This window comes from Pseudomonas sp. IAC-BECa141 (genome assembly GCF_020544405.1).
In the GTDB taxonomy this organism is placed as follows: domain Bacteria; phylum Pseudomonadota; class Gammaproteobacteria; order Pseudomonadales; family Pseudomonadaceae; genus Aquipseudomonas.
The window spans coordinates 4,308,064-4,322,543 of sequence record NZ_CP065410.1 but is presented as its reverse complement, the minus strand read 5'-3'; the positions used below and the strand labels follow the sequence as shown (position 1 = coordinate 4,322,543).

At 58.8% G+C, this 14,480-nt stretch carries 18 protein-coding genes; 8 read left to right on the top strand and 10 right to left on the bottom strand.

What is annotated here, in order from left to right:
- Genes I5961_RS19700 through I5961_RS19690 form a run of 3 tightly spaced genes read right to left on the bottom strand, consistent with a single transcriptional unit; the run spans position 1 to position 1,039 of the window.
- Entirely contained in the window at positions 1-339 is a 339-nt protein-coding gene (locus I5961_RS19700) for a hypothetical protein (protein ID WP_064598290.1), read from the bottom strand.
- The gene (locus I5961_RS19695) at positions 336-722 is read right to left on the bottom strand and encodes a phage holin family protein (RefSeq protein WP_085700075.1); all 387 of its coding nucleotides are present in this window, start codon (positions 720-722) and stop codon (positions 336-338) included. Before I5961_RS19695 ends, I5961_RS19700 begins: the two co-directional genes overlap by 4 nt.
- 2 nt (positions 723-724) lie before the next feature.
- A complete protein-coding gene (locus I5961_RS19690) occupies positions 725-1,039 on the bottom strand; it encodes a DUF883 family protein (RefSeq protein WP_085700077.1) in 315 nt (104 codons plus the stop codon).
- A 318-nt stretch (positions 1,040-1,357) separates the two neighbouring features.
- Between I5961_RS19690 and I5961_RS19685 the strand changes: the two genes are divergently transcribed.
- Complete coding sequence (locus tag I5961_RS19685; protein ID WP_085700079.1) at positions 1,358-2,566, top strand: ammonium transporter; 1,209 nt, start codon at positions 1,358-1,360, stop codon at positions 2,564-2,566.
- Here the strand turns inward: I5961_RS19685 and I5961_RS19680 are convergent.
- Positions 2,563-4,275 (bottom strand): cation:proton antiporter, encoded by a 1,713-nt coding sequence (locus tag I5961_RS19680; RefSeq protein ID WP_227233134.1) that lies wholly within the window; start codon positions 4,273-4,275, stop codon positions 2,563-2,565. The genes I5961_RS19685 and I5961_RS19680 overlap by 4 nt on opposite strands.
- A 191-nt stretch (positions 4,276-4,466) precedes the next feature.
- Here I5961_RS19680 and I5961_RS19675 point away from each other — a divergent pair, with 191 nt between their 5' ends.
- From I5961_RS19675 to I5961_RS19665, 3 genes are all read left to right on the top strand, one after another.
- Complete coding sequence (locus I5961_RS19675; protein ID WP_085700083.1) at positions 4,467-4,703, top strand: glutaredoxin family protein; 237 nt, start codon at positions 4,467-4,469, stop codon at positions 4,701-4,703.
- A gap of 165 nt (positions 4,704-4,868) precedes the next feature.
- Positions 4,869-5,186, top strand: a complete 318-nt coding sequence (locus I5961_RS19670) for a hypothetical protein (protein ID WP_007955735.1) — start codon at positions 4,869-4,871, stop codon at positions 5,184-5,186.
- A 69-nt stretch (positions 5,187-5,255) separates the two neighbouring features.
- Positions 5,256-6,149: a pseudouridine synthase gene (locus I5961_RS19665; RefSeq protein ID WP_227233132.1), complete on the top strand. Its 894-nt coding sequence runs from the start codon at positions 5,256-5,258 to the stop codon at positions 6,147-6,149.
- An 83-nt stretch (positions 6,150-6,232) separates the two neighbouring features.
- Here the strand turns inward: I5961_RS19665 and I5961_RS19660 are convergent, their stop codons facing one another.
- Both I5961_RS19660 and mobA read right to left on the bottom strand, forming a co-directional pair.
- The gene (locus I5961_RS19660; RefSeq protein WP_039770418.1) at positions 6,233-6,454 is read right to left on the bottom strand and encodes a YgdI/YgdR family lipoprotein; all 222 of its coding nucleotides are present in this window, start codon (positions 6,452-6,454) and stop codon (positions 6,233-6,235) included.
- A 78-nt stretch (positions 6,455-6,532) separates the two neighbouring features.
- Positions 6,533-7,135 carry a molybdenum cofactor guanylyltransferase MobA gene (gene mobA / locus I5961_RS19655; RefSeq protein ID WP_085704438.1) on the bottom strand — a complete coding sequence of 201 codons (603 nt, stop codon included), beginning with the start codon at positions 7,133-7,135 and terminating at the stop codon, positions 6,533-6,535.
- Positions 7,136-7,216: 81 nt separating this feature from the next.
- Here mobA and moaB point away from each other — a divergent pair, with 81 nt between their 5' ends.
- Both moaB and glp read left to right on the top strand, forming a co-directional pair.
- On the top strand, positions 7,217-7,756 hold the full coding sequence (moaB, locus tag I5961_RS19650; RefSeq protein WP_007955742.1) for a molybdenum cofactor biosynthesis protein B: 540 nt from the start codon (positions 7,217-7,219) through the stop codon (positions 7,754-7,756).
- Positions 7,740-8,966 (top strand): gephyrin-like molybdotransferase Glp, encoded by a 1,227-nt coding sequence (glp, locus tag I5961_RS19645; protein ID WP_227233130.1) that lies wholly within the window; start codon positions 7,740-7,742, stop codon positions 8,964-8,966. The genes moaB and glp overlap by 17 nt, the downstream gene beginning before the upstream one ends.
- Before the next feature lie 56 nt (positions 8,967-9,022).
- Here glp and I5961_RS19640 read toward each other — a convergent pair whose 3' ends face one another.
- On the bottom strand, positions 9,023-9,331 hold the full coding sequence (locus I5961_RS19640) for a hypothetical protein (protein WP_227233129.1): 309 nt from the start codon (positions 9,329-9,331) through the stop codon (positions 9,023-9,025).
- A gap of 314 nt (positions 9,332-9,645) precedes the next feature.
- On the opposite strand from I5961_RS19640, the gene yegS reads away from it, so the two are divergent.
- A complete protein-coding gene (gene yegS, locus I5961_RS19635; protein ID WP_227233127.1) occupies positions 9,646-10,563 on the top strand; it encodes a lipid kinase YegS in 918 nt (305 codons plus the stop codon).
- Here yegS and I5961_RS19630 read toward each other — a convergent pair.
- The 3 genes from I5961_RS19630 to I5961_RS19620 all read right to left on the bottom strand — a co-directional run bounded on the left by I5961_RS19630 (position 10,547) and on the right by I5961_RS19620 (position 13,051).
- The gene (locus tag I5961_RS19630) at positions 10,547-11,206 is read right to left on the bottom strand and encodes a response regulator transcription factor (RefSeq protein WP_085683400.1); all 660 of its coding nucleotides are present in this window, start codon (positions 11,204-11,206) and stop codon (positions 10,547-10,549) included. The genes yegS and I5961_RS19630 overlap by 17 nt on opposite strands.
- A complete protein-coding gene (locus I5961_RS19625) occupies positions 11,203-12,096 on the bottom strand; it encodes a sensor histidine kinase (RefSeq protein ID WP_227235622.1) in 894 nt (297 codons plus the stop codon). Before I5961_RS19625 ends, I5961_RS19630 begins: the two co-directional genes overlap by 4 nt.
- A 484-nt stretch (positions 12,097-12,580) precedes the next feature.
- The gene (locus tag I5961_RS19620) at positions 12,581-13,051 is read right to left on the bottom strand and encodes a hypothetical protein (protein ID WP_085700097.1); all 471 of its coding nucleotides are present in this window, start codon (positions 13,049-13,051) and stop codon (positions 12,581-12,583) included.
- A 452-nt stretch (positions 13,052-13,503) separates the two neighbouring features.
- On the opposite strand from I5961_RS19620, the gene I5961_RS19615 reads away from it, so the two are divergent.
- Positions 13,504-14,439 (top strand): chemotaxis protein CheV, encoded by a 936-nt coding sequence (locus I5961_RS19615; RefSeq protein WP_003226705.1) that lies wholly within the window; start codon positions 13,504-13,506, stop codon positions 14,437-14,439.
- The last annotated feature ends 41 nt before the right edge of the window (positions 14,440-14,480 follow it).

Below are 14,480 nucleotides of genomic sequence, written 5' to 3'. Positions count from 1 at the left end.
TCAGCGTTTGCTCGAACTCTGCATGACCAGCTTGATCAGTGGAGCGAGGCTGGTGCCCAGGCGGATCAGTCGGGTCAAGCCGCCGACACCACCGCTTTTGGCTCCTTTTCCCGTGATGAAGCCCAGCAGCGTCACGGCCGCCACGCCCCATAACGGCGCGTGCTTGATGCCGAAACCGCCCTGCAGGTTTTGCGTCATGCCACGCATGCGTTGCAGTGGTTGCAGGACCTGGCCGGTTTCGTGGCGGATTTCCTGACGATGCATTTCCATGCGCAAACGGATCAGTGCCTTGCGCATTTCCCGGCGTGAGCTGTTGTGCGGAAGTTCAGGCAGGCTCATGGCAACAGGCGCTCCCGGTCGTTGGCCAATTCTTCCAGCGTGCCGTGGAAGGGCGAGGATTCATCGAAGATCGCGGCCTTGAGACGCAGCGCGCAAAAGATTGCTGCCAGGGTATAGAACACACACAGACCAATGATTGCAGCCAGGCGATAGGTGTCCCAGAACACAATCAGGACAAGCGTCGACAGGCCAACCAGCAACAGCAGCGCAAACACCAGCGCGAGGCCGGCGAACAGCAACAGGCTGACGGTACGTGACTTCTGCTCCTGCAATTCGATACCGAACAATTCGACGTGGCTGTGCAGCAGACCGAGAACGGCGGCGCCCAGACGTCGTGTGGAGGAGGCGGTGCCCGTGTTCGGGCCGGATTCACCGATCGACATGATCAGCGCCGCGTGGCCAGCAGGCCGATCAGAAACCCTACGCCGGCGGCGATGCCCACCGATTGCCAAGGGTTGGCGGACACATATTCCTCGGTGGCGTTGACCGCAGCCTGACCGCGCTCGCGCAGAGTCTCCTCGGTCAACTTCAGGGTTTCCCGTGCGCGCAGCAGGCTCTCGTGGATTTGCTCGCGCAACTCGTCAGCCTGATCACCGGCCAGCGTGGCGGTGTGTTCCAGCAACCGTTCAGTGTCGCTGACCAGCGTCTGGAAGTCGTTCATCAGGATTTCTTGAGCAGTCTTTGCCTTGATGCTGGCCATGGGGGATCTCCGTAAGTGGCGTTTTGAAGCAGCGTTCTGAAGCGTTCGAGTATGAGCCAAGTGTGAAGGTTCAGTGCAAATGGCTGGTACAACTTTTGCTGTGTCGTGGTGCGTCGATCGGTAGCAGTGCGCTGTTGCCGGGCGCGAACCCGGGCAAAGCATGGCCCGGACGATGAGGGTTCATGTCAGCCCATCGACCTAGTGCGCCAAAGTGGTTCACCGAACTACCGGATCAGTGACTGCGCAGGCGCAACTTGGTGCATGAAATGTGCGCATGAACCGCTTTGGTGCCTTTTTCAGCTTCGGGTCTGCCTCCTCATGGAAAATCTGCAAAGCGCTGTGGACACACTGGTTCACAGTTCCAACACGTTGTTCATTCTGATCGGTGCGGTCATGGTGCTGGCCATGCACGCCGGATTCGCGTTTCTGGAGGTCGGAACGGTTCGCCAGAAAAACCAGGTCAACGCCCTGTCGAAGATTCTCAGCGACTTCGCGGTGTCGACGCTCGCCTATTTCTTTATAGGCTATTGGCTTTCGTACGGGGTGACCTTCCTGCAACCGGCGGCGGTGCTCAGTGCCGATCATGGTTATGGACTGGTGAAGTTTTTCTTCCTGCTGACCTTTGCAGCGGCGATCCCGGCGATTATCTCCGGCGGCATCGCCGAACGGGCGCGGTTTGTGCCACAACTGTGCGCCACGGCGCTGATCGTAGCGTTCATCTACCCGTTTTTCGAAGGCATGATCTGGAACGGCAACTACGGCCTGCAAGCCTGGCTGACTGCGCAGTTCGGTGCAGCCTTCCATGACTTTGCAGGTTCTGTGGTGGTGCATGCCATGGGCGGTTGGCTGGCGCTGGCGGCGGTGTTGCTGCTCGGGCCGCGCAACGGGCGCTATCGTGACGGCAAGCTGGTGGCGTTCGCGCCTTCGAGCATTCCGTTTCTGGCATTGGGTTCGTGGATTCTGATCGTCGGCTGGTTTGGCTTCAACGTAATGAGCGCGCAAACCCTGCAGGGAGTCAGCGGACTGGTGGCGGTCAACTCGCTGATGGCGATGGTCGGCGGCACGGTGGCGGCGTTGATCGTCGGGCGCAACGACCCGGGCTTTCTGCACAACGGTCCGTTGGCCGGGCTGGTGGCAGTGTGCGCCGGTTCCGACCTGATGCACCCGGTCGGCGCGCTGGTGACCGGCGCGATTGCCGGTGCCCTTTTTGTCTGGTGTTTCACGGCGGCGCAAGTCAAATGGCGGATCGATGACGTGCTGGGTGTCTGGCCGTTGCATGGTCTGTGTGGCGTGTGGGGCGGCATTGCCTGCGGGATCTTCGGCTCGACCGCGCTGGGCGGACTCGGCGGCGTAAGCCTCATCAGCCAGTTGATCGGCACCGCCCTTGGTGTGGCGGTGGCGCTGATCGGCGGGTTTGTCGTCTACGGTTCGATCAAGGCACTGCATGGTTTGCGCCTGAGCCAGGAACAGGAGTACTACGGCGCCGACCTGTCGCTGCACAAGATCGGCGCGGTGAGCCAGGACTAGGTTTCCTCATCGTCGGCTCCGGGGTAAAAACCGTGAAGCAGGCGATAGCGATCGATGCGCACTTGATCGACTTTCTCCTGCACCCGATGCGCAGGAAACCCCAGCAGGATCAGCGCATGGGAACCGAGCATCAGGCTTGACTCCAGCAGCTCCGGCACCACTTCACTGGCGCCGGCTGCTTTCAGCTCGGCCGACTGGCTGTCATCCCGGGTGCGCACCAGAATCGGTACTGTCGGGTTGAGACGCCGGGCCTCCTTGAGAACCCGCAAGGCCACGTCGGCTTGATCTACGGCAATGACCAGCAACCTGGCGCGCAGCAAGCCGACGGCGGTCAACAGATCGCCGCGGGTTGAATCGCCGTAGTGGACGTCGCGTTCGACGGTGGCGGCTTCCTGTATTCGCACCGGATCGTTATCCAGTGCGACGTAGGTTTGCCCGGCATTGCGCATGAAGCGTCCGATCGACTGACCGACACGGCCGTAACCGCAGATCACCACATGCCCGTCGAACCCGGCATTGAGGGCGCTGATTTCCTCGATCTGCGCTTCCTGATTGGGTTTGCGGTGCAGGGCGGCGGCGATGCGCGGTGCGGCGCGTAACAGCAAAGGCGTCAGCAGCATCGAGCAGAAGGTGGCGGCGAGCAGCAGGGCGCCGAGCTCGACGGGGAGCAGCCGGTTCTGCTGCATCTGCGCCATCAGGGCGAAGCAGAATTCTCCGCCCTGGGCGAGAGCAAGACCGCTGCGCCAGGCCGTTTCACTGTCGCTGCCGCGCCATTTCACCAGCAGCGTCACCACCAGCCCTTTGATCACCATTAATCCCAGGGTCATGCCGATAATCTGCAGGCTGTGACTGGCGAACAGTTGCAGGTCGATCAGCATGCCGATACTGACGAAAAACAGCCCCAGCAGAATGTCGCGAAACGGCCGGATATCGGCCTCGATCTGATGCCGGTAATGGCTTTCGCCCAGCAGCATGCCCGCGAGGAACGCGCCGAGGGCCGGAGACAGGCCCAGCAAGTGGGTCAGCCAGGCCGTCAGCAGCACAATGACCAGTGCCAGCAACACGAACAGTTCCGCCGAGCGGGACGCCGCGACTTCCTGGAACAGGCGTGGCAGCAGCCAGCGACTGGTCAGCAACAAACCGAAGAACAGCAATACGGTCTTCAACAAGGTCAGGGGCAGCGCCCAGTACCAGGCCTGATCACTGCTGCCGGCGAACACCGGCACCAGCGTCAGCAGCAACACTGCCACCACGTCCTGGAACAACAGCACGCCCACCGCGTTCTGGCCATGGCTGCTGAAAATTTCGCCGAGACTGCCCAGCTCCTTGGTCACAATCGCCGTGGATGACAACGACAGGCCGGCGCCCAGCAGCAAGGCCGGTGTGGCAGGCATGCCCAGCAGCATCAGCACGCTTCCCAGCAGCACCGTGGTGATCACCACCTGCTGGCTGCCCAGTCGGAAGACCACCTTGCGCAGGGCAATCATTTTCGACAGGGAGAATTCCAGCCCCAGGGAAAACAACAGAAACACCACACCCAGTTCGGCAAGATCCGGCAAATGTTCGCTTTCATTGATCCAGTCGAACGCCTTCGGCCCGACCATCAACCCTACGCACAGATAGCCCAGCACAGGTGGCAGGCGCAGGCGACGGAACAGGGCAATCATCACCAGCGACGACGCCAGAATGATCAGCAGATTGGCAAACACAAGACACTCCGGGACAGATCAGGCTCTTCAAGCGTAGAGGTAAAAAACACCGGAGCATCGCGCAAGCGGCGATTTTGTGGGCTGATTTACGTCAGGGTTTTGCCAAGGCCGGTTTTCGCACCGGATGGGTGGGTCGACGGGCCTTGTGAGCGGGCCTAGAATGATCACTCGATTTTTGGGGTTGAACGCACATGCTTCCTGAATGCCAGTTGTTCGGCACCCTGGGGTGCCATTTGTGTGAAGTCGCAGAGGCCGAACTGATGCCTTTTGTCGAGCATGGTCTGCTGGTGGAACTGGTGGACATTGCTGACAACGAATCGTGGTTCGAGGCTTACAGCCTGCGCATCCCTGTCCTGCGCAGGGTTGATACCGGCGCGGAACTGGGGTGGCCGTTCAGCGCCGATCAGGTGGTGGCATTCCTGCGTTAAGGTTTTTTCCTCTTCTGCGTTAATGGCATTCGTCACCTTCGCTCAATCACGGCTTGGCACCTTTCGGGTTATTCGGTTACTGTATGCGCATACAGTAATTGGATTGGCCTGCCATGCCGTTTTCAGGCATTGCTCAGGCCAAACCGGATGTCAGAGGGAGCAACCGTGGTCAATGTCGAACAGTTGAAAAGCAGCGTGAACGGGATGTCGGTTGACGTGGTGCGCGAGGCCGTCCACGAATTGCGCCTGGACGGTCTGGTCACGGAAGGCAAGACTCCCTTCAACAAGCTTCATTTCAATACGTGCTTTGCCGAGATCGAGGCATTGTTCCAGCGTGCCGGCTATCACAAGCAGCTGGATGTGGTTGGGTATCAGGGTTTGTTGTACGCCTTGTACGATCCGGGTCGTTGGGATGCCGTGGATGTGTTGCGCTGGCTCAAGGAATTTACCGAGGCGGCGGCGCTCAAATCGATCCCCGCCTGATTCCGCGCTAGGTCTGCTGCGTCCGGTGTTGGATAATGCCGCTCTGCTTTGAGAGTTCGAGTTTTCCGTATGTCCAGCACACCCACGTTTTCCGCCGCACAGAATCAGGCCTGCACGCTGTATCTGCCCCCCGGTAGTTGGCGGACAGTGCTCGACTGTCTGTGTGAGCATTTCAGTGCCATAGGGCGCGATCAATGGCTGGATCGAATCGCCCGGGGCCGGGTGCTCGATGGTCAGGGTCAGCCGATCCCGCTGGATTTGCCCTACAAGGAAGGGCTGCGCATTCACTATTTTCGTGAAGTGCCGGATGAAAAGCCGATCCCGGTGGTCGAGACGATTCTGTACGCGGACGAGCATCTGGTGGTGGCCGACAAGCCGCATTTCCTCCCGGTGACCCCGGCGGGCGAGTACGTCGAACAGACCCTGCTTCGCCGATTGATCCGGCGCCTGGACAATCCTCATCTGGTACCGCTGCACCGGATTGACCGGCACACGGCCGGGCTGGTGATTTTCTCTGCCAATCCACAGACACGGTCGGCGTATCAGTCGCTGTTCCCGACGCGGCAAATCGAAAAACGCTATGAAGCCATTGCTGCCGCGCTGCCCGGGCTGGAATTTCCGTTGGTGCACAAGAGCCGCATGATTGACGGTGAACCGTTTTTCCGCATGCAGGAAGGACCAGGTGTGAGTAACACCGAAACGGCGGTGGAGGTTCGTGAAAAGAACGGCGAACTATGGCGGTACGGACTGTATCCGGTGACCGGCAAGAAGCATCAGCTGCGGGTACACATGACGTCGCTGGGGGCGAGCATCTGCAATGATCCGTTTTACCCCGAAGTGCTCAAAGACGTTGAGGATGATTATGCCAATCCGCTCAAGCTGCTGGCACAGGGGTTGCGGTTCATCGATCCGGTCACAGGGCAGGTGCGCGAGTTTGAAAGCCGGATCACACTGGACTGGTGATCCCGGGTATCGACCCTTATCTGTCAGACACGAAAAAGCCCGCATGTTGCGGGCTTTTCTGTATCCGCTGTCGAACTGAAAGCTTACAGCTCTTTGACAGTGCGGACCTGGTCCTTGTTGATGCGAGTGTGCTTGCCGTCCAGTTGCTCGAACTCGTAGAAGCCCGAATCTTCATCATACTTAGGGGCGTCGACAGCCTGGATTTCGCGACCGTCATTCAAGGTGATCACTGTTGGCGAAGCGCAACCGGCGAGGGTGGCGAGGCCCAGTGCGAGCATGAAAGTGGCGAGGGTCCGTTGAGTCATGAGTGTGTCTCCGTAGGGAAATTCTTTTGGTTACTGAGCTTGAGACGTATACAAGGCGTGCAAGTTCCTTGAATGCTGTCAGTCTGACACAGTGTTGTGCGAACTCAACAGTTCAGGGGTGTTGAGATTGGCCAGGCGTGGATCGTTGTCAGGGCAAACCAGGGCCTGGGCATCAAGTGTGCGCATCACCCGGCCGGGGCTGCGTTCTCCTGCGTTCCAGGCGTTTTCGAAAGCGGGCAGGAGCGCCACCGGGATCACGCAAAGCAGCGGTTCCCAGTGATCGTCATGTCGCAACATTAAAGGTTTTTCAGAATTCAGACTGGCCGCCTCGCGCATGCTGTGCAGCAGCGCAAGATCGATTCGCGGAACATCGCAGGGCAGTACCAGCAGGTGAGTATGGCGCGCGGCTTTCAAGCCGGCGCGAATGCCAGCCAGGGGACCAGGAAAGTCTTCCTCGTCATCGCTCACCAATTGGTCAGCGAATGGCGCATAGCGTTCATGATTGCGGTTGCAGGAAATGATCAGATCATCTGTCAGCGGGCGAACCTTGCGCTGCAGATGTGCGATCAGCGGTTCACCGTGCCATTCCACAAGTCCCTTGTCCTGGCCGCCCATTCGCTGACCGCGCCCACCTGCCAGCAACAGGATGGAACAAGGTGACAATGGCGTGTTCGAGGTCATGGCAGCTCTCTGCAGGGGCGGCGAAAAAAGGGGGCGCTGTGATATAACACCGGGCTGTTTCTCCTACAACTGGACGAGCCTATGAAAGCCAAGGCTGATGTACCTTTCGTACCGCTCAATATCGCGGTACTGACGGTCAGCGACACCCGAACTCTGGAAACCGATACTTCCGGTCAGGTTTTTGTCGACCGTCTGACGGCCGCAGGCCACCATCTGGCGCAGCGGGTGCTGCTCAAAGATGACCTTTACAAGATCCGTGCGCAAGTCGCGCACTGGATTGCCGAAGACGTCGTGCAAGTAGTGCTGATTACCGGCGGAACCGGTTTTACCGGCCGTGACAGCACCCCCGAAGCGGTAGCTTGCCTGCTGGACAAGCAGGTCGATGGTTTTGGTGAGCTGTTTCGTCAGATCTCGGTGGCGGATATCGGTACCTCCACCGTGCAATCCCGGGCTTTGGCGGGACTGGCCAATGGCACGCTGGTGTGCTGCCTGCCTGGCTCGACCAACGCAGTGCGCACCGGTTGGGATGGCATCCTCGCCGAGCAACTGGACTCACGCCACCGCCCATGCAATTTCGTCACTCATTTGAAACAGGCGGCGCCTTGTGAATCCCGTGGGTAAGCCGGGCAAGACCGGCAGCCTGATGCCGGTTGAAGAGGCATTCGCGCGGTTGCTGGAAATGGCCGAGAGCTCGCGGATTGTCGAATACGAGTTTTTGCCACTGGCTCAGGTTCAGGGGCGGGTGCTGGCGCAGGATCTGATTTCGACACTGGATCTGCCGCCGTGGCCGAACAGCGCCATGGACGGTTATGCCTTGAATCTGGCTGACTGGACCGGCGAGCCGTTGCCGGTCAGTCAGAAGATTTTCGCCGGACAGGCGCCAGAGCCTTTGAAACCGGGCACTTGCGCCCGAATCTTTACCGGCGCGCCGGTGCCTGCCGGTGCGGACTGTGTCGAGATGCAGGAAAACACCGAGATTCATGCCGATGAACGCGTGAGTTTTACCGAGGCGATGGTGGCCGGGCAGAACATTCGTCCACAAGGCCAGGAAACGACGGTCGGTGAGTTGGTATTGCCCGCCGGAACCCGGCTCGGTCCGATCGAGCAGGGGTTGGCTGCATCGCTGGGTTGTTCAGGACTTGAGGTAGTCCGCCGGGTTCGTGTGGCGGTACTGTCCACGGGTGATGAGTTGGTCGAGCCGGGCACGGCATTGGGGCCGGGGCAGATCTACAACAGTAACCGGGTGTTGTTGTGCAGCTGGCTGCAGCGCTTGGGATGTGAAGTGGTGGATGCCGGTATTCTGCCTGATGACCTGCCTACCACCCGCGCGCGACTTGGAGCGCTTCAGGATGTAGATCTGATTCTTTCAACCGGGGGTGTATCTGTCGGGGAAGCTGATTTCCTTGGAATCGCCTTGAGGGAAGAGGGCGAGCTGACGCTCTGGAAGCTGGCAATCAAACCTGGCAAACCGCTGACGGTCGGGCATTTTCGTGGTGTCCCTGTGATTGGATTGCCGGGAAATCCTGCTTCGACACTGGTGACTTTTGCCTTGTTGACCCGACCTTATCTGTTGCGTCGCCAGGGCGTGCAGGATGTCGAACCGCTGAAGTTTTCAGTGACCGCAGGCTTTGCCTGGCCCCAGGCCGGTAACCGCCGTGAATTTCTGCGCGGACGTCTGGAGCAGGGGCAAGCGATTATCTACCGTAACCAGAGCTCGGGCGTCCTGCGCAGCGCTGCCTGGGCCGAGGGGTTGGTGGAAGTGCAGGAAGGGCGAGTCCTGGCCAAGGGAGACCAGGTGCCGTTCATTCCACTCAGCGAACTTCTTGGTTGATTGCAGGCATATGAAAGGCAGGCACTGTCGCTTAACGGTGCCTGCCTTTCAACTGATCAACGGCTGAGCAGTGTAAGCAGTTGATCGAACCGGCTGTTGGCAATCCAGCCCAACAGTCCGAGCACCATCGTTGTCGCGCCTGCCGAGTAGGCCAGGCGATGTTTGATGGCTTTGACGTCTCCCCTGACTTCGTCCATATCGCGTCGAATGTACTTCAGGTGAGTTTCCAGCTCGGTGACACGCGGCTCCATATCGCTTTCTCCAGCATTTCTGGCGCTGCATTTGAATTCGTCTTTGAGACTGGCGCGACTTTCGGAGAGAGAGGCAACCGGACTCACGGATAGTCTTGCTTCATGGCTTTGCATGGAAATGTCCACCTGTGGCCATTGAGGGCTGTTGGCAAATGCCGGAATGCAAGAAATCGAAAATCCTGAAACTGTATCCACTCATTACATGCACATCCTTGTGTAATTGAATTGAAGATCTCTAACGCCGACACACGTTGTACCAATGACCTGGCCGGGTCAATTGAGCCGATTCCTTACGTTCTGTACGAAAAATTACCGATATGTAGGACGGGCAGGACGAGCGTCAGGAATTAATTGGAAGGTGTGCGACTTTTTTACCCGCGTTGAGGGTCAAGATGTCCGGTACTGATTCAATTCCGGGAGTGACCGTAATGAGTGAACGCAAGGCATTGTTGATTCTGCATGGCAAGCAGGCACTCAACGAGGCGGTTCGTGCCGCTGTCGAGAACAAGCGTAAACAGGGCTGGGAACTGGCCGTGCGCCTGACCTGGGAGGCCGGCGATGCCCAGCGTCTGGTGGAAGAGGCGTTGGCGGCGGGATACCGTCAGATCATCGCCGGTGGTGGAGATGGCACCCTGCGTGATATCGCCGAAGCGCTGGCGGCGCAGCCAGGCAAGGCCAGTCTGGTGCTGTTGCCGCTGGGAACCGCCAATGATTTTTCCCGTGCGGCCGCTATACCCCTGGAACCGGCCGAAGCGCTCGAATTGCTTGAGGCGCACGCCCATGACATCGATCTGGGTGAAGTCGGCGGGCAGATATTCCTGAACATGGCCACCGGCGGGTTCGGCAGTCAGGTGACGGCCAACACGTCGGAAGATCTGAAAAAAGTGCTGGGCGGCGCGGCTTACCTGTTTACCGGTTTATCGCGGTTCAGTGAACTGCATGCCGCCTACGGCGAGTTGCAGGGACCGGATTTTCATTGGCGTGGCGAGCTGCTGGCGCTGGGGATCGGCAATGGTCGCCAGGCCGGTGGCGGGCATGTGTTGTGCCCGGAAGCGCTGGTGGATGACGGTCTTCTGGATATCAGCATTCTGCCGGCGCCGCAGGAATTGGTCGGTACGCTGAAAAATCTGCTCAGCGACGGGTTCGGCATCGACAACATGTTCGTGCGCACCCGTTTGCCGTGGGTTGAAATCAAGGTTGCCGAAGGGCTTTGCATCAATCTCGACGGTGAGCCACTGGAGGGCGACAGTCTGCGGTTTGCGGCGCGCCCCGCAGCCTTGCGTGTGCATTTGCCCAAGGACTCGCCGCTGTTGAGCGCAACGACCCGGCTCAGTCGTCCAGACTGATGATCTGTTCCCGCACGGCAAACAGCACCAGGCCCGCCACATCGTAGATCTGCAGGCGTTTCATGATCTGCGAGCGGTGAGTTTCGACCGTCTTGATGCTCAAGCCCAGACCATTGGCGATTTCCCGTGTGGACTTGCCGCGTACGATCAGACGCAGGATTTCCAGTTGGCGTGCTGTCAGGTTGTGCGACTCGGTGACTTCCGGTTGCTGCTTGAGGTTGCGTGTCAGCGCCTGATTGATCACGGTGTGGGCGATGGCTGGGCTCAAGTAGCGCTCGTTGTTGCGCAGTGCTTCCAGTGCATGTTCGAGCTCGGTGGCCGTGGTGTCCTTGAGCAGGTAGCCGTGAGCGCCGGACTCCAGCGCCTGCATGATCAGCGCGGGGTCGGTGTGCATCGAGAGGATCAGCACTTTGGCGTGCGGGCGTACGCGTCTGAGCCGCTGGAGGGCTTCCAGTCCGCCGGTTTCCTTCATGGAAATGTCCAGCAATACGATATCGGGAGACAGCTGCTCGACCATCTCGAGCAGCTGCGAGCCGTCATTGGCCTCGCCGATCACCGCATAACCGGGAATATCCAGCACCAGGGCGCGTACGCCGGCCCTGATCAGCGAGTGGTCATCCACCAGAAGTAAGTTACAAGTCAACGCATAACCTTATTCGTACTGGCCCGCTCGAGTGCACGGGGCGCCCAGGGGAATAGTGCTTCGATTTGAGTACCTTTGCCCGGCTCGCTGGTCACGCTCAGTGTGCCGCCCAGTTGTTCGATCCGTTCGGCCATTCCGGCCATGCCCCGTTGTCCTTCGCGCCCCGGATTCGCTGCCGGGGAAAAGCCCAGGCCATCATCGCTGATCAGCAGGGTCAGGCCCTGCGGCAGGCGTTGTATGCGGATCAACAGGTTTTTGGCCTGTGCATGGCGAAGGATGTTGGTGACCGCTTCCTGAGTGATGCGAAAGGCAGCGACCGCCATTTCTTCGGGGATTCCATTCAGGCGCTGCTGGCAATCAAGACTCCAGTGCACCGAAGTATTGGCCAATACCTTGAGCAAATGCGCCCGCAGGCTTGCTTCCAGGCCAAGGCTGGTCAACTGCCGCGGATTGAGAATGGCCGAGACGTCGCGAACCTTGTTGAGGGTTTCTTCCAGGGTCTCGCAAAGGGCCGAGCAGTGTTCCTGCATATCTGCGGGCAGGCGGCGCTTGAGCCATTCGCTTTGCAGCTTGGCGGCGGTCAGCAGCTGGCCGATATCGTCATGCAGTTCACGACTCAGGCGATGGCGCTCGTTTTCCTGGACTTCCAGCAAACGGTCGGCCAGTTCCTGAGGCTGGAACTTGATGGATTTGCGCGACAGACGATGTTGGGTCCAGACACAGCCGGCAGCCGCCACGTTGATCAGCAGCAGGCCGAGCGGCAACGGCGCAGAGAAGCCATAGCACAACAGGCTGCCCAAGGCCGAAGCCGTGCACAACAGGAGTGTGAACCTGCGGGCATTTTCTCGGGAGGGAGGCCATGTGGTGATTGACTTGAGGCTGGCGTACATAGCGGATGGAGCCAATGGATGTTCGCTGCGGGCAGACCGGTCAGAAGGGCTGGCGGTCTCTGTCTGGAAAACTGTCATTCAGGTTGTTGATTTCAAAGACGGTTCAGTGATCGATAATTGAGCGCCAATTTCGCTGGAGACCGATCATTGAAGTCACATTGCCATTAACTGAAACAACTAACGGGCGGCATAATACCACTTAACATACCGTTGGTCGCGTTTGCCCTATATGTCCAAAGAGTCAGGAAACAGGCCATGTTGGACGACGGTTCCATTATGGAAAAGTTGAAGTACCTGACTCGATAATTAGCGATGCAACCGCAAGTTTTCTTTTACACAGGAAAACCCTGACATCCGTAGAGGATAGTCCGCATTCATCGCTCGTAATTATTTATTGGAAGAGGTCGCGGGCAGGTATGAACTATTCAATTGCGACATACGACTGCGAGAACTGACGGGCCTGAACAACCCATGGTGTATCTCGTTACGCCTGGTGCTCCGACCAGGTGACGAGGGACATCGGCTTGCCATTGAGCGGCAATTGGAAGTGAGCCTGTCCGACCTGACAGGCAAAGGCTTCTATGAGCGATGCCTGTTCGCTTTCATCCAGTGCAAGCTGGCCGGTGCGTGGGTCAACCAGTTCCAGTTGCCAGGCCATCAGGGTGAAGCACTCTTTCAGTGCTTCCAGGGCCTGCGCATGCAAATCCACGTGATCCTGTACCTGGGTGAGCAAGCCATGCAGGTGCAGGGAAAATCCGGACACCGCCTCCAGTGACAGGGCATCGGCCTTGTTCGCAAGCTTCAGGAGGGTGCTGAGCATGCAGTCGATGGCGTCCTTGTCATTGCTGATCAACTGCAGGTGGCTGAGGCATTCTTCAGACTTGGCCAGGAGCGTTTCGGCCTCGACAAGGAATTCGGGGAACCGCTGCGCCCAATCACTACGGTCGTTCGGCATGCTTATCTCCACCACGTCATGTCTGATGAGGGAATGCCGTGTGTGTCGACGATCATGAACCGTCGCGAGACCGCGCCCCGGTGTGCATCCGCACGGACCTGGGGTTTCAAGAGGATGTGTTTCCACTGAACTGCGATCGCACACAATAGCCTGACTCCGTTCATGCAATGAGAATGGCGTCACATTAATGGCTATTGGATATCGCGAACATCAGGTTGGGCCTGATTGTTACTAGGGGATTCCCTTAGGCACGGGAACCTGTCGCGCAAACCGAGGTCGCGCCGAAGAGAATGTAGCAGATGATTTCACCGGGCCAGTAAAGCATGATGTTAATGTGACATCAATGCCCGCTCGTGGCATTTTGTTGGTGATTTGTGACGGGATCAAGATCCGCCAGATTCAGCCGATAACCCCCAATAGTGAATTCATCAGAACAAGCCCAGGAGTCATTGATGGCCGGCATTCTCGACACGGTAGACCAACGCACGCAACTGGTGGGTGAGAATCGCCTGGAAATTCTCATGTTTCGACTGGCCGGACGCCAATTGTTCGCGATCAACGTGTTCAAGGTTCAGGAGGTTCTGCAACTGCCGAAGCTGACCCTGATGCCCCAGCGTCACCCGTTTGTCTGCGGTGTGGTCAACCTGCGTGGCCAGACGCTGCCAGTGATTGACCTGTCCCAGGCGATCGGCATGCGCCCGCTGGTGCCGGGCCCGAACAGCACGATCATCGTCACCGAATACAACCGTTCGGTGCAGGCGTTCCTCGTCGGTGGCGTGGATCGCATCGTCAACATGAACTGGGAAGCCATCCTGCCGCCGCCGACCAGTGCCGGTCGACAGCATTACCTGACCGCCATCAGCAAGGTCGACGACCAATTGGTGGAAATCATCGACGTCGAGAAGGTCCTCGCCGAAATCGTGCCGTACAACGCCAAGGTTTCTCGCGACAAACTGGACGATCCGGTGCTGGAACGCGCCCGTGGCCGCGAAGTGTTGCTGGTGGACGACTCCAACGTGGCGCTCTCGCAATTGCGCGACACCCTCGGCCAGTTGGGCGTGAAGATGCACATCGCCAGCGACGGCCTTAAAGCCTTGAACATGCTCAAGGCCTGGGCGGACACCGGGGTGAACATGACCGACAAACTGCTGATGGTGTTCACCGACGCCGAAATGCCGGAGATGGACGGCTATCGCCTGACCACCGAAATCCGCAACGACCCGCGCCTGCGTGGCCTGTATGTGGTGCTGCACACTTCGCTGTCCGGCAGTTTCAACGATTCGATGGTGAAGAAGGTCGGTTGCGACAATTTCCTCTCCAAGTTCCAGCCGGACAAACTGGTCGACGTGGTGCGCCAGCGTCTGATGCTCGACGAAGTACCGGCCTGATCAACCTTTCGAGGCTGACCCCGCGTCAGCCTTTGATTCGC

Bases quoted from the DNA above. Each gene is read 5' to 3' on its own strand.
- I5961_RS19675 (WP_085700083.1), top strand. From the start codon at position 4,467: ATGCTTCCTGAATGCCAGTTGTTCGGCACCCTGGGGTGCCATTTGTGT.
- I5961_RS19620 (WP_085700097.1), bottom strand. From the start codon at position 13,051: ATGCCGAACGACCGTAGTGATTGGGCGCAGCGGTTCCCCGAATTCCTT.
- I5961_RS19625 (WP_227235622.1), bottom strand. From the start codon at position 12,096: ATGTACGCCAGCCTCAAGTCAATCACCACATGGCCTCCCTCCCGAGAA.
- I5961_RS19615 (WP_003226705.1), top strand. From the start codon at position 13,504: ATGGCCGGCATTCTCGACACGGTAGACCAACGCACGCAACTGGTGGGT.
- I5961_RS19685 (WP_085700079.1), top strand. From the start codon at position 1,358: ATGGAAAATCTGCAAAGCGCTGTGGACACACTGGTTCACAGTTCCAAC.
- I5961_RS19660 (WP_039770418.1), bottom strand. From the start codon at position 6,454: ATGACTCAACGGACCCTCGCCACTTTCATGCTCGCACTGGGCCTCGCC.
- I5961_RS19640 (WP_227233129.1), bottom strand. From the start codon at position 9,331: ATGCAAAGCCATGAAGCAAGACTATCCGTGAGTCCGGTTGCCTCTCTC.
- yegS (WP_227233127.1), top strand. From the start codon at position 9,646: ATGAGTGAACGCAAGGCATTGTTGATTCTGCATGGCAAGCAGGCACTC.
- I5961_RS19700 (WP_064598290.1), bottom strand. From the start codon at position 339: ATGAGCCTGCCTGAACTTCCGCACAACAGCTCACGCCGGGAAATGCGC.
- mobA (WP_085704438.1), bottom strand. From the start codon at position 7,135: ATGACCTCGAACACGCCATTGTCACCTTGTTCCATCCTGTTGCTGGCA.
- moaB (WP_007955742.1), top strand. From the start codon at position 7,217: ATGAAAGCCAAGGCTGATGTACCTTTCGTACCGCTCAATATCGCGGTA.
- I5961_RS19690 (WP_085700077.1), bottom strand. From the start codon at position 1,039: ATGGCCAGCATCAAGGCAAAGACTGCTCAAGAAATCCTGATGAACGAC.
- I5961_RS19695 (WP_085700075.1), bottom strand. From the start codon at position 722: ATGTCGATCGGTGAATCCGGCCCGAACACGGGCACCGCCTCCTCCACA.
- I5961_RS19665 (WP_227233132.1), top strand. From the start codon at position 5,256: ATGTCCAGCACACCCACGTTTTCCGCCGCACAGAATCAGGCCTGCACG.